Origin of the sequence: Shigella flexneri 2a str. 301 (assembly GCF_000006925.2) — a bacterium.
Classification (GTDB): Bacteria; Pseudomonadota; Gammaproteobacteria; order Enterobacterales; family Enterobacteriaceae; genus ECMA0423.
In genome coordinates, this window is the sequence record NC_004337.2 from 4,335,884 (window position 1) to 4,349,947 (window position 14,064).

A 14,064-nucleotide genomic window follows, 5' to 3' on the forward strand; every position below is an offset into this window, starting at 1 on the left:
TTTACATCATCAGAAATGCCAGTAACTCATTGCCAGTCCTAAAAACAGTACCAGACCAACATAGTTATTATTCATAAATGCTTTAAAGCAGGCTTCACGCTCGCGGTTGGCAATCAGTTTTTGTTGATAAACAAACAGCGCGCCAGCCACCACAATTGACCAGTAATATCCCCAGCCTAAGCCATTTAACTCACCGATGATCGCCATCAGTGCCAGTACGCCAATCTGCAAAATACCAATAATCAATTTATCGTATTGGCCGAACAGGATTGCCGTGGATTTAATGCCAATCTTCACATCATCATCGCGGTCAACCATCGCATACTGCGTGTCGTAAGCCACCGCCCAGAGAATATTGGCGAGGAACATTAACCAGCAACTCAATGGCACCGACTCACTCACAGCGGCAAAAGCCATTGGAATCGACCAGCCAAACGCCGCGCCCAGCACCACTTGCGGGAGATGGGTATACCGCTTCATAAACGGGTACACCCACGCCAATGCCAGAGCGGCAATCGACAACAGAATGGTCATCGTATTCAGCGTCAGAACCAGTAAAAACGAAATCAGTACCAGCACTACAAACAGCGCGCGCGCCTCTTTCTCTGTTACCGCGCCGCTGGGAAGTGGTCGGTTCGCCGTGCGCTTAACATGACCATCAAACTTGCGATCAGCATAATCATTCACCACGCAACCAGCAGCGCGCATCAGCCAGACACCCGCGACAAACACCGCCATGATCCAGAGCTGAGGAACGCCCGGTGTCGCCACCCACAACGCCCATAATGTTGGCCAGAGCAGCAGTAACGCGCCAATTGGCTTATCCGTACGCATTAAGCGATGAAACGCCAGCAGCTTATTCTGCGTCAGACTCCACTCCATATTTTTTTCCTCTTAGTACAACGGTGACGCCGGTAAAAACAGTTCTGTTAGCAACAGCGGTTTACCGCTTAATCGCAGGCGGGAACGTCGCCCCCACAGTCCGGCATCACGGCCTATCTCGATAAAATCCCGGGTTAGTGTCGATGATGTGAACAGATAGCGTCCTAACGGCGTTTTACCCAATTTTTGTAACGCTAGTTCCGGCCCGCTTAATGTTGATACAGGAACGACGGTACGACCGGCAAGCCACGGTTCACCATCGGCACATAACAAAATTTCACGTAACCAGTAACGAGACTCTTTCGGCAGCAGCGGCAGTTCTTCGGGGATTTCATTCTGCTCGACAAACCCCTCGCGGATCATCGTCACACTCACCGTTTTTCCCTGCTGTTCAAAACGTTTTGTCATGGAATCCTCCAGCAACAGCCAGTCGAGCAGTTGCGGATCCAGGGCAGGGATCTCTTTAAAATAGCGCAGCGCACGCAGTTGCGTTAACGCGGGGTGTGACATGCCGAACTCTCCGTTACATAACGTAAAGGCATTGTATCGCAGAAAAGTGTTTACGGGAGATGTAAAGCAAATTAAGTGATCTAATGCGCAACAAAAACGCAACAATCGCATGAAGTGGTAAAACGCTGTTGAACCTTACGCTTTGCCGATGCCCGTGCTGGCGAGGGCAACCATAGGGGCATCACCGCCCATGATGCTAGGAACGGTGATGTTTTCCTTTACTTAAATACCTTTATTCTTTATACGAGTAGCTCGCCAACTCGCAGTAAAAATTGGGAAAAGCGCATATTTACCATGAGATTTGGAGCTGAAAAGTGTTTCCTGAGTAAGATTAATAGGCAACATCTTATGTCTGGATTTATAGATACACGTGGAATTCCAATTGGTATCTTTTGTAGGATTCAACATATCATGTAAGCGCTGGGAGCTTACCACCATAACAGGCCCATCATCGACAGAGGAGAACAGGATAAATATATTATCGTTTCGTGTTAATTTATTAGTGTTAAAGGTTCTTAACTTTTCTTCAGTTTCTATAAATATAGGTGAAACATCATCACTACGAATCCACTCTTTATAAAGATACCAGGCATTTGCTTTGATCATATCATCCGTTGATCGTAAGGCCTGATCGATAAGTTGGATAAAAAAATTGTTATTTTTATCAACCAGCCCTTTATTCATATTAAATCTGTTAATAAAATGGATCATCTGTTGGGTATCGAAATTCACCTTACTGAATCGATGTTGACGCATAAAATTATCGAACTTGTCATCTTCCCCAGAATGTATATAACTACGTATAATTGGATCTTTTATATAAGGACAATGGCTAAATGTTTTCTTCATATTCTCAATAAAGTTTTTATTAACAATATTGAGAATTTTTAATTGCATCACCAGTTTTACTGCCAGAACGGATTTCAATATCATTGCATTATCTGGCAATGTATCAATCATTTTTATAATGTTATTGATATAACCATCGAGATCTTCATTCCCAAATATATCTGAATAATCAATAGTTAATTCCAATTGTTCTGTAATGCAATCTTAAAAATTCCCTGTCGACATTCGCACATGATCAAACATAACAGCTGTCAAATTCGATTTAATAAATGATATTTCTTTGGCAGACAGAAACTCTGCTCTGGTGAAGTGCGAAGCGTAAAGATAACAATTATCGAAGTTTGAATTTCTAATCTGACATTCGCGAAAATTACTATGACCAAGTTGACTCTGCGAGAAGTCAACTGTATCAAGAATATTTTGGCTAAAATCAACACATTCGCCACTCGTTTTGAGAAAAATCACATTGTGTAAACGTCGACATTTAAATATGACATTATCAACTGTTGCCTTAGTAAAATTGCAATTCTCAATTTCTTTACATTCGAAAGTTACATGTTGTAGATTTGATGATAAAAAAGACACCTTAGAAATAACGTCACCTTTAAAATGACAATTTGTTAAATCAAAATCAGACAGGTCGATATACCCCTGCGCATCTTTATCCATCAGAAAATTACAAGCGCATTCTATTTTTTCATTTCTGTAGAATTTTACACTTATAGTATCATTACTAATTGAGACTTCACGTAACATATTTATTGCATGATTTTTTTCGTTCCGTTGTTTTATATTTAAAAATATATCACTGATATAAATAAAGTAATCTCTGTTTAAACCTGTTACCCCATTGAAATTACGTAGTAAATCAAGATCTACTATATTATTTCCTTGCACCACATCATGTTTCATCAAAGAGTTATTGCCGCCAGAATTTGTGATATGACCTATCATAAAACCTCTGTAATACAGAAATAAAATAACCTGGAAAAGTAGCCTGAGCGTCCAGACACTACCGGCGAAAGGAAAAGAATCTCTGATAATGCATTGAAATAATGGACATTCTTAGTGAAGAAGAAGTGAAGTACTATAAAAAATCGCTCATATCCCAGGAAGGAAGCATAAAAAAAGGTGCGCCAGGAGACGCACCAGTTGTTGCAAAATCAGCACTGTGGGGCGTAATTACCCCTTGCCTTTTACACTGCTGATAAAGGTGGAACGGGCAGATGTCGATCCCAGGCGTTCAGCTTCATCAAGCAGTTTTAACGCCTTATCAACATCACCTTTCGCGACAGCGTTTTTGATCGCGGTATTAAAATAACTTTCCGTGTCGTTGAGCATCGGCTCGCTTTTCTTCACCGGCACCGGAGCAGGTGCAGCCACAGCTGGTGCCGCCGTGTTGCCTACCGTAACCGGAGCTGGAGCGGAAGAACCAAATAGCGGTCCTACCAACACGCTGGAGCTGGAGTTCGTTTTGACTTTCAGTTTCAGTAAGCCATCGCTGGTATGACGAGCAACCGGATCGGGAATATCCGGGATCGAGTTACCGACGCCTTTGGCATAGGCTTTAGCCGGGTCGAGCAGTTGGGTCGTCTGCTGGAGATCTTTTTCCGTGGTAAAGACCAGAACATAAAGTTTTTGCTGCCCCAACGCCGGTGTCAGGCGCATAACGCCTTCCAGCCGATCTGCACTCATCACGCCTAGTTCCTGGTAGGTGAAATAACTGCTGGGGAAGAAGGCTGATGGGGTCATGTTCTGATCAAGAATCAGCACGTTCGGCGCAAAAACGCTGGTTTGTTTGTTCACTTCGCTGGTCAGCGTCAGGGTCAGTTCGCCAATGTTTGCCGGGACGCTGTACGCAGCAACCGGACCACTGATGCCGGGAACGTTCAGTTGTTGGCCGCCGGTCGCCAGTTGGGTGGTCTGGGTTTTAGATTGATCGACCGGTGTCCAGGTGAGTTGTTGCAGCGCGGCAGATGGAATGGCTGGCGCGTCGCTGGTGTTTTGCGGTACGTAGTTAACATCGGCAAGGCTAATTCCAGGCGCGCTTGCCAGTAACCCTGCTGATAAACAGAGGGCGATGAGACTTTTATTCATTTTCATTGTTTTCACCTCAAAATCTGGAGCTCAGCGGTAGCCAGGCAATAGCGCGCTAAACCCGATAATCAGAGGGGCTTTCGCCCCTTTCAGATAATGACAACCTGTTTTTATGCCGGATGCGGCGTAAACGCCTTATCCGGCCCAGGTTTTGCTATTACCACCAGATTTCCATCTGGGCACCGAAGGTCCACTCGTCGCTGTCGCCACGACCGAAGCTGCCGCCGTTGAAATCAGCAGGAACGGCTTTGCCGTAGTTCGGGTTAACCTTGCTATCGCCGTTGTAGTCGTAACCCCATTTCTCATCCCACTTGGCGTAGGTTGCGAAGACACGAATAGCCGGGCGTGACCAGATGCTGTCGCCAGCCTGCCATTGTTGTGCGAGGGTAATTTTGTACTGATTGTTCTTGTCGCCGGTGCGCTGGGATTCGACGTTGTCGTAGCCGATTTCCATCACGGTGCTCATGATTGGCGTCCACTTGTACATCGGGCGAATACCAACGGTCCACCACTTGGTGCCGTTGTCGTTATCCCAGTTGATATCCTGGTACATACCCACGTACATCATGTCCCAGTTGTCGCCCATGGAGATCGCACCGTGGTCGAGGATACGCAGCATGTGACCGTTGTTGTTGATATTGTAGGCAAATTTTTCGTTATCAAACGCGACGCCAGAACCCTGCGACAGACCTTTACCCTGCGAGGTCATCGAGTCAGTAGCGTACTGAACAACAAACTTGTTAAAGCCCTTCAGGACACTCTGAGTATGTTCAGCAGTGAATAACCAGCCGTCTTTCGATGCGCCATCAACCAGACGATAGTTATCACGCAGGTTGGCACGACCGTAGTCGACACCCAGTTCTAATGTGCCGCCCGGGTTGATTTCCATCTGCGCTAAACGCACATCGAAAACGTCGTTCGCGGTTTCGTTGGTATAGTCATAAATATTGTTGCTGGCAAAAGAGGAAGAACCACCAGCTTCAGAGGAGCGGGTTGCTGCCAGAGAGAGTTTACCGAAGCCAACATCGATGTTTTCCAGACCGGCACCAGGACCAGAAATATCCCAGTAGTAGAAGTCGATCATATGAACGTCATGACGTTGGTAGAAGCGCTTACCTGCCCAGATGGTGGAACCTGGCAGCCATTCGATCAGGTTTTTTCCCTGCACGTTTGCTTCACGGAAGGCCGGATCGGTAGCTTCCCAGTCATTCTGTTGCGCGACGGAATAGGCCACGTTAGTGTCGAAATAGAAGCTCTTATCGCCCTCTTTCCACACTTCCTGACCCAATTTTAATTCAGCATAAGTTTCACATTCGTTGCCAAGACGGTATTTACTTTGAGCACCGGTAGTCTGGAAACACTGTTGTTCACCGCCGCTACCTGTCCAGCCAATACCGGAACGTGCATAGCCGTGGAAATCAACAGCCATTGCCTGAGCAGACATTACGCCCGCTGCGACGGCAACCGCCAGAGGAAGTTTGCGCAGAGTAATCATCATTCTATCTCCTGAGTCATTGCTTTTCTTTTTTCACATCACCTGTGACAGGCTTTGTGTGTTTTGTGGGGTGCTTAAACGCCCGGCTCCTTATGCAGTCGACGACATGCAGTGCCATCCTCACGGAACAGATGGCAACGCTCTGGCGGCAGGCCGATAGCGAATGTGGCACCTTCTTCTACCAACACCACGTCGTTCTGGCGGTACACCAGGTTTTGACGAATGGAAGGGATCTGGATATAGATTTGGGTTTCGTTGCCGAGTTGCTCGACGACCTGAACTTCACCCTCAAGGATGACGTCAGCGATATCACTCGGCAGTAGATGTTCCGGGCGAATACCCAGCGACATATTGGCTCCAACCTGGACATCACGGCTTTCAACAGGCAGCCAGACTTGTTGACGATTTGGCATCGGCAGCTCCACCTGCACTTGATCGATTGCGGTGGCGGTCACTTTTACCGGCAGGAAGTTCATCTTTGGCGAACCGATAAATCCGGCGACAAAACGGTCTGCCGGATAGTGGTACAGTTCCAGCGGTTTCCCAACCTGTGCCACGCGACCGGCGTCCAGCACCACGATTTTGTCGGCCAGCGTCATCGCTTCGACCTGATCGTGGGTGACGTAAATCATTGTGCGGCCCAGGCGTTTATGCAGACGGGAGATTTCGATACGCATTTGCACACGCAGTGCAGCATCGAGGTTGGAGAGCGGTTCATCGAGCAAAAATACGCTTGGCTCGGCCACCAGCGTACGGCCAATCGCCACGCGCTGACGCTGACCACCGGAGAGCGCTTTCGGTTTGCGATCCAGCAAATGCGCCAGTTGCAGCACTTCCGCCACCTGGTTGACGCGTTGGTTAATCACCTCTTTTTTTGCGCCAGCCAGTTTCAGGCCAAATGACATGTTTTCTGCTACTGACAGGTGGGGATAGAGCGCGTAAGACTGAAACACCATACCAACGCCGCGTTCTGCTGGCGGAGTGTCATTCATCCGTTTCTCACCGATGAACAGGTCGCCGCTGGTGATCGTCTCAAGCCCGGCAATCATGCGCAGTAAAGTCGATTTACCGCAGCCAGACGGTCCGACAAACACCACGAATTCACCTTCATGGATATCGAGATTGATATCTTTCGATACCACGACCTCGCCCCAGGCTTTCGTTACATTTTGCAGCTGTACGCTCGCCATGCCCTTCTCCCTTTGTAACAACCTGTCATCGACAGCAACATTCATGATGGGCTGACTATGCGTCATCAGGAGATGGCTTAAATCCTCCACCCCCTGGCTTTTTTATGGGGGAGGAGGCGGGAGGATGAGAACGCGGCTTCTGTGAACTAAACCGAGGTCATGTAAGGAATTTCGTGATGTTGCTTGCAAAAATCGTGGCGATTTTATGTGCGCATCCCCACATTACCGCCAATTCTGTAACAGAGATCACACAAAGCAACGGTGGGGCGTAGGGGCAAGGAGGATGGAAAGAGGTTGCCGTATAAAGAAACTAGAGTCCGTTTAGGTGTTTTCACGAGCACTTCACCAACAAGGACCATAGATTATGAAAATAAAAACAGGTGCACGCATCCTCGCATTATCCGCATTAACGACGATGATGTTTTCCGCCTCGGCTCTCGCCAAAATCGAAGAAGGTAAACTGGTAATCTGGATTAACGGCGATAAAGGCTATAACGGTCTCGCTGAAGTCGGTAAGAAATTCGAGAAAGATACCGGAATTAAAGTCACCGTTGAGCATCCGGATAAACTGGAAGAGAAATTCCCTCAGGTTGCGGCAACTGGCGATGGCCCTGACATTATCTTCTGGGCGCACGACCGCTTTGGTGGCTACGCTCAATCTGGCCTGTTGGCTGAAATCACCCCGGACAAAGCGTTCCAGGACAAGCTGTATCCGTTTACATGGGATGCCGTACGTTACAACGGCAAGCTGATTGCTTACCCAATCGCTGTTGAAGCGTTATCGCTGATTTATAACAAAGACCTGCTGCCGAACCCGCCAAAAACCTGGGAAGAGATCCCGGCGCTGGATAAAGAACTGAAAGCGAAAGGTAAGAGCGCGCTGATGTTCAACCTGCAAGAACCGTACTTCACCTGGCCGCTGATTGCTGCTGACGGGGGTTATGCGTTCAAGTATGAAAACGGCAAGTACGACATTAAAGACGTGGGCGTGGATAACGCTGGCGCGAAAGCGGGTCTGACCTTCCTGGTTGACCTGATTAAAAACAAACACATGAATGCAGACACCGATTACTCCATCGCAGAAGCTGCCTTTAATAAAGGCGAAACAGCGATGACCATCAACGGCCCGTGGGCATGGTCCAACATCGACACCAGCAAAGTGAATTATGGTGTAACGGTACTGCCGACCTTCAAGGGTCAACCATCTAAACCGTTCGTTGGCGTGCTGAGCACCGGTATTAACGCCGCCAGTCCGAACAAAGAGCTGGCGAAAGAGTTCCTCGAAAACTATCTGCTGACTGATGAAGGTCTGGAAGCGGTTAATAAAGACAAACCGCTGGGTGCCGTAGCGCTGAAGTCTTACGAGGAAGAGTTGGCGAAAGATCCACGTATTGCCGCCACCATGGAAAACGCCCAGAAAGGTGAAATCATGCCGAACATCCCGCAGATGTCCGCTTTCTGGTATGCCGTACGTACTGCGGTGATCAACGCCGCCAGCGGTCGTCAGACTGTCGATGAAGCCCTGAAAGACGCGCAGACTCGTATCACCAAGTAATGCTGTGAAATGCCGGATGCGGCGTGAACGCCTTGTCCGGCCTACAAAACTGAAACGCATGTAGGCCTGATAAGACGCATCAGTGTCGCATCAGGCAGTTGTTGTCGGATAAGGCGTGAAAGCCTTATCCGTCCTGGAATGAGGAAGAACCCCATGGATGTCATTAAAAAGAAACATTGGTGGCAAAGCGACGCGCTGAAATGGTCAGTGCTAGGTCTGCTCGGCCTGCTGGTGGGTTACCTTGTTGTTTTAATGTACGCACAAGGGGAATACCTGTTCGCCATTACCACGCTGATATTGAGTTCAGCGGGGCTGTATATTTTCGCCAATCGTAAAGCCTACGCCTGGCGCTATGTTTACCCGGGAATGGCTGGAATGGGATTATTCGTCCTCTTCCCTCTGGTCTGCACCATCGCCATTGCCTTCACCAACTACAGCAGCACTAACCAGCTGACTTTTGAACGTGCGCAGGAAGTGTTGTTAGATCGCTCCTGGCAAGCAGGCAAAACCTATAACTTTGGTCTTTACCCGGCGGGCGATGAGTGGCAACTGGCGCTCAGCGACGGCGAAACCGGCAAAAATTACCTCTCCGACGCGTTTAAATTTGGCGGCGAGCAAAAACTGCAACTGAAAGAAACGACCGCCCAGCCCGAAGGCGAACGCGCGAATCTGCGCGTGATTACCCAGAATCGTCAGGCGCTGAGTGACATTACCGCCATTCTGCCGGATGGCAACAAAGTGATGATGAGCTCCCTGCGCCAGTTTTCTGGCACGCAGCCGCTCTACACACTCGACGGTGACGGCACGTTGACGAATAATCAGAGTGGCGTGAAATATCGTCCGAATAACCAAATTGGCTTTTACCAGTCCATTACCGCCGACGGCAACTGGGGGGATGAAAAGCTAAGCCCCGGTTACACCGTGACCACCGGCTGGAAAAACTTTACCCGCGTCTTTACCGACGAAGGCATTCAGAAACCGTTCCTCGCCATTTTCGTCTGGACCGTGGTGTTCTCGCTGATCACTGTCTTTTTAACGGTGGCGGTCGGCATGGTTCTGGCATGTCTGGTGCAGTGGGAAGCGTTGCGCGGCAAAGCGGTCTATCGCGTCCTGCTGATTCTGCCCTACGCGGTGCCATCGTTCATTTCAATCTTGATTTTCAAAGGATTGTTTAACCAGAGCTTCGGTGAAATCAACATGATGTTGAGCGCGCTGTTTGGCGTGAAGCCCGCCTGGTTCAGCGATCCGACCACCGCTCGCACGATGCTGATTATCGTCAATACCTGGCTGGGTTATCCGTACATGATGATCCTCTGCATGGGCTTGCTGAAAGCGATTCCGGACGATTTGTATGAAGCCTCAGCAATGGATGGCGCAGGTCTGTTCCAGAACTTCTTTAAGATTACGCTGCCGCTGCTGATTAAACCGCTGACGCCGCTGATGATCGCCAGCTTCGCCTTTAACTTTAACAACTTCGTGCTGATTCAGCTGTTAACCAACGGCGGCCCGGATCGTCTTGGCACGACCACGCCAGCCGGTTATACCGACCTGCTTGTTAACTACACCTACCGTATCGCTTTTGAAGGCGGCGGGGGTCAGGACTTCGGTCTGGCGGCAGCAATTGCCACGCTGATCTTCCTGCTGGTGGGTGCGCTGGCGATAGTGAACCTGAAAGCCACGCGAATGAAGTTTGATTAAGGGAGATAACAAAAATGGCAATGGTCCAACCGAAATCGCAAAAAGCACGTTTGTTTATTACTCACCTGCTACTGCTACTTTTTATCGCGGCGATTATGTTCCCGCTGCTGATGGTCGTCGCTATCTCGCTGCGTCAGGGAAACTTCGCGACCGGTAGCCTGATCCCGGAGCAAATCTCCTGGGATCACTGGAAACTGGCGTTAGGTTTTAGCGTTGAACAGGCTGATGGTCGCATTACGCCACCGCCATTCCCGGTACTGCTGTGGCTGTGGAACTCGGTAAAGGTCGCTGGGATTTCCGCGATTGGCATTGTGGCGCTCTCCACCACCTGCGCCTACGCTTTCGCCCGTATGCGCTTTCCAGGCAAAGCGACGCTGCTGAAAGGAATGCTGATTTTCCAGATGTTCCCGGCAGTACTTTCACTGGTCGCGTTGTATGCGTTGTTTGATCGTCTGGGTGAGTACATTCCATTCATTGGCCTGAATACTCACGGCGGCGTAATTTTCGCGTATCTGGGTGGGATTGCGCTGCATGTCTGGACCATCAAAGGCTATTTCGAAACCATCGACAGTTCGCTGGAAGAAGCGGCTGCGCTGGATGGTGCGACACCGTGGCAGGCCTTCCGCCTTGTCCTGTTGCCGCTGTCAGTACCGATTCTGGCGGTGGTATTCATCCTGTCGTTTATCGCTGCCATTACTGAAGTTCCGGTCGCGTCGCTGTTACTGCGTGACGTAAACAGCTACACCCTGGCCGTGGGGATGCAGCAATACCTCAACCCGCAAAACTACCTGTGGGGTGACTTTGCCGCCGCTGCCGTGATGTCTGCATTACCGATCACCATCGTCTTCTTGCTGGCTCAACGCTGGCTGGTCAACGGCCTGACGGCAGGTGGTGTGAAAGGTTAAAGATGTTGTTCTGCCAATGTTATGCCGCTGCACCCTCAACTTACGTTATCCCAACTTGTGACTATTATTCGGCGCTCCACGGAGCGCCTTTTTTTCTTTCGTCTGCAATCTGAATCGTTCGCCGGTTAATATTCCCATCATAGAACTTATTATTTTTACGTTATTTGTTTTCCCACTTACGATAATTCTCTTTCGTGCTCTGAGTCACGGCAATAGTATTGTTTCATCAATTTTTGATAATTATCACAATTAAGATCACAGAAAAGACATTACGTAAACGCATTGTAAAAAATGATAATTGCCTTAACTGCCTGACAATTCCAACATCAATGCACTGATAAAAGATCAGAATGGTCTAAGGCAGGTCTGAATGAATACCCAGTATAATTCCAGTTATATATTTTCGATTACCTTAGTCGCTACATTAGGTGGTTTATTATTTGGCTACGACACCGCCGTTATTTCCGGTACTGTTGAGTCACTCAATACCGTCTTTGTTGCTCCACAAAACTTAAGTGAATCCGCTGCCAACTCCCTGTTAGGATTTTGCGTAGCCAGCGCTCTGATTGGTTGCATCATCGGCGGTGCCCTCGGTGGTTATTGCAGTAACCGCTTCGGCCGTCGTGATTCACTTAAGATTTCTGCTGTCCTGTTTTTTATTTCTGGTGTAGGTTCTGCCTGGCCAGAACTTGGTTTTACCTCTATAAACCCGGACAACACAGTACCTATTTATCTGGCAGGTTATGTCCCGGAATTTGTTATTTATCGTATTATTGGCGGTATTGGCGTTGGTTTAGCCTCAATGCTTTCACCAATGTATATTGCGGAACTGGCTCCAGCTCATATTCGCGGAAAACTGGTTTCATTTAACCAGTTTGCGATTATTTTCGGGCAACTTTTAGTTTACTGCGTAAACTATTTTATTGCCCGTTCCGGTGATGCCAGCTGGCTGAATACTGACGGCAGGCGTTATATGTTTGCCTCGGAATGTATCCCTGCACTGCTGTTCTTAATGCTGCTGTATACCGTGCCAGAAAGTCCTCGCTGGCTGATGTCACGCGGCAAGCAAGAACAGACGGAAAGTATCCTGCGCAAAATTATGGGCAACACGCTTGCAACTCAGGCAGTACAGGAAATTAAACACTCCCTGGATCATGGCCGCAAAACCGGTGGTCGTCTGCTGATGTTTGGCGTGGGCGTGATTGTAATCGGCGTTATGCTCTCCATCTTCCAGCAATTTGTCGGCATCAATGTGGTGCTGTACTACGCGCCGGAAGTGTTCAAAACGCTGGGGGCCAGCACGGATATCGCGCTGTTGCAGACCATTATTGTCGGAGTTATCAACCTCACCTTTACCGTACTGGCAATTATGACTGTGGATAAATTTGGTCGTAAGCCACTGCAAATTATCGGCGCACTCGGAATGGCAATCGGTATGTTTAGCCTCGGTACCGCGTTTTACACTCAGGCATCGGGTATTGTGGCGCTACTGTCGATGCTGTTCTATGTTGCCGCCTTTGCCATGTCCTGGGGTCCGGTATGCTGGGTACTGCTGTCGGAAATCTTCCCGAATGCTATTCGTGGTAAAGCGCTGGCAATCGCGGTGGCGGCCCAGTGGCTGGCGAACTACTTCGTCTCCTGGACCTTCCCGATGATGGACAAAAACTCCTGGCTGGTGGCCCATTTCCACAACGGTTTCTCCTACTGGATTTACGGTTGTATGGGCGTTCTGGCAGCACTGTTTATGTGGAAATTTGTCCCGGAAACCAAAGGTAAAACCCTTGAGGAGCTGGAAGCGCTCTGGGAACCGGAAACGAAGAAAACACAACAAACTGCTACGCTGTAATCTTCCTGTCCAGCACGCCGCGCCATTTCGGCGTGCTGTCTTTTTACTCCCGCTTCAGCCGTTTCGAATTACACAGCCACAGGGTGATCACCAGTAACAGGATCGCAGCCGAGTAGATCAACACATCCAGTGGCGATTTATGATCGACGATGATCAAGCGCACAATGGCGGTGATCCCAATATAGACAAAGTAACGTAGCGGGAAGTGAAAACCGGACTGAAAGTACTTCACAATCAGCGCGATAAATTCGAAATAGAGAAAGTAAACCACCAGTCCTTCTACCAGCTCATATTTGCTGGTTTGTTCTGGCGCGAACAGCACATCAGCCAGATGCACCGTTTCTTTGCCGAGGAAGACAACCAAAATCAGGCCGAGGCACAGCAGGCCAAGATTGAGTACGGTCTGCAAAATGGTGGAGATAAACTCCACGCGCGGACGAGAGAGTGACGTCATAGCAGTACCTCCTTCACAGTGGCGAGCTTCCTGTATAACGCAAAAATGTGACGGAGATCTATATTTTTTGTGTATGTTTTGTTCAACCTGGATTTGGAGCGCGCCTCCACCAAAGCCGGATATACCTACCCGTAGGCCGGATAAGCCGCGCCTGGCGGCGCATCCGGCAAGACAAACCGCACCAAAGCCGGTAATTCAAAAATCACCCATTCAGGTGATTCCCAGCCACCAGCAATGCGCGAAAAATCGACAATGTTCCTCTGGAACAAATGAAACGTAACCTGATAAAGGTGGTAAAAATGAAGCCTTATTTTGCTGCTTTGATGTTATCAGTCTCTGTTCTTCCTGCTTATGCTGGTCCGCTCGGTACTGCTGATAAAGCCGACCTACCGCAAAGCAATGTCTCCAGCCCAATGATGGCCCAGTCGCTCAGGCAACCAGACCTGCAACCGATATCGACGGACAGGAAGACAGAATGTTTTCGCCTTTACACACCAGATCGTAAACCGGGGGTGAACTGCGTTCCTGATGGCTCAACAGGTCATTAAGAATGAGGGTGCCAGTGAGTGCGAAAACTGGCACC

At 48.9% G+C, this 14,064-nt stretch carries 11 protein-coding genes, 1 pseudogene and 1 other annotated feature; of the genes and pseudogenes, 5 read left to right on the forward strand and 7 right to left on the reverse strand.

Annotation, left to right across the window (positions count from 1 at the left end; all coding sequences use genetic code 11):
* Positions 1-9: 9 nt before the first annotated feature.
* From ubiA to malK, 6 genes and pseudogenes are all read right to left on the reverse strand, one after another.
* Positions 10-882 (reverse strand): 4-hydroxybenzoate octaprenyltransferase, encoded by an 873-nt coding sequence (ubiA, locus tag SF4165; protein NP_709880.1) that lies wholly within the window; start codon positions 880-882, stop codon positions 10-12.
* Positions 883-894: 12 nt separating this feature from the next.
* The gene (ubiC, locus tag SF4166) at positions 895-1,392 is read right to left on the reverse strand and encodes a chorismate pyruvate lyase (RefSeq protein ID NP_709881.2); all 498 of its coding nucleotides are present in this window, start codon (positions 1,390-1,392) and stop codon (positions 895-897) included.
* A 222-nt stretch (positions 1,393-1,614) separates the two neighbouring features.
* Positions 1,615-2,939 (reverse strand) — a sequence feature (Similar to Escherichia coli K12 conserved hypothetical protein gi: 1790471 (443 aa). BLAST with identity of 98% in 441 aa. This CDS contains an in-frame stop codon. The sequence has been checked and is believed to be correct.).
* Positions 1,615-2,939 (reverse strand): annotated as a pseudogene (yjbI, locus tag SF4167). (Overlaps the previous feature by 1,325 nt.)
* Positions 2,940-3,423: 484 nt before the next feature.
* On the reverse strand, positions 3,424-4,344 hold the full coding sequence (gene malM, locus SF4168) for a maltose regulon periplasmic protein (protein NP_709882.2): 921 nt from the start codon (positions 4,342-4,344) through the stop codon (positions 3,424-3,426).
* Positions 4,345-4,495: 151 nt separating this feature from the next.
* The gene (gene lamB, locus SF4169) at positions 4,496-5,833 is read right to left on the reverse strand and encodes a maltoporin (protein NP_709883.2); all 1,338 of its coding nucleotides are present in this window, start codon (positions 5,831-5,833) and stop codon (positions 4,496-4,498) included.
* 74 nt (positions 5,834-5,907) lie between these two features.
* On the reverse strand, positions 5,908-7,023 hold the full coding sequence (malK, locus tag SF4170) for a maltose ABC transporter ATP-binding protein (RefSeq protein NP_709884.2): 1,116 nt from the start codon (positions 7,021-7,023) through the stop codon (positions 5,908-5,910).
* 364 nt (positions 7,024-7,387) lie between these two features.
* On the opposite strand from malK, the gene malE reads away from it, so the two are divergent.
* The 4 genes from malE to xylE all read left to right on the forward strand — a co-directional run bounded on the left by malE (position 7,388) and on the right by xylE (position 13,027).
* Positions 7,388-8,578, forward strand: a complete 1,191-nt coding sequence (malE, locus tag SF4171) for a maltose ABC transporter substrate-binding protein (protein NP_709885.1) — start codon at positions 7,388-7,390, stop codon at positions 8,576-8,578.
* Positions 8,579-8,731: 153 nt separating this feature from the next.
* Positions 8,732-10,276: a maltose transporter membrane protein gene (gene malF, locus SF4172; RefSeq protein NP_709886.2), complete on the forward strand. Its 1,545-nt coding sequence runs from the start codon at positions 8,732-8,734 to the stop codon at positions 10,274-10,276.
* Positions 10,277-10,290: 14 nt separating this feature from the next.
* Positions 10,291-11,181, forward strand: coding sequence for a maltose ABC transporter permease (gene malG / locus SF4173; protein ID NP_709887.1), 891 nt, complete (start codon positions 10,291-10,293; stop codon positions 11,179-11,181).
* A 370-nt stretch (positions 11,182-11,551) separates the two neighbouring features.
* Positions 11,552-13,027: a D-xylose transporter XylE gene (xylE, locus tag SF4174; RefSeq protein ID NP_709888.1), complete on the forward strand. Its 1,476-nt coding sequence runs from the start codon at positions 11,552-11,554 to the stop codon at positions 13,025-13,027.
* A gap of 43 nt (positions 13,028-13,070) precedes the next feature.
* Here xylE and yjbA read toward each other — a convergent pair whose 3' ends face one another.
* The gene (gene yjbA / locus SF4175) at positions 13,071-13,481 is read right to left on the reverse strand and encodes a phosphate-starvation-inducible protein PsiE (RefSeq protein NP_709889.1); all 411 of its coding nucleotides are present in this window, start codon (positions 13,479-13,481) and stop codon (positions 13,071-13,073) included.
* Between the two features lie 269 nt (positions 13,482-13,750).
* On the opposite strand from yjbA, the gene SF4175a reads away from it, so the two are divergent.
* On the forward strand, positions 13,751-14,029 hold the full coding sequence (locus SF4175a) for a hypothetical protein (RefSeq protein YP_008439295.1): 279 nt from the start codon (positions 13,751-13,753) through the stop codon (positions 14,027-14,029).
* Positions 14,030-14,064: the final 35 nt, after the last annotated feature.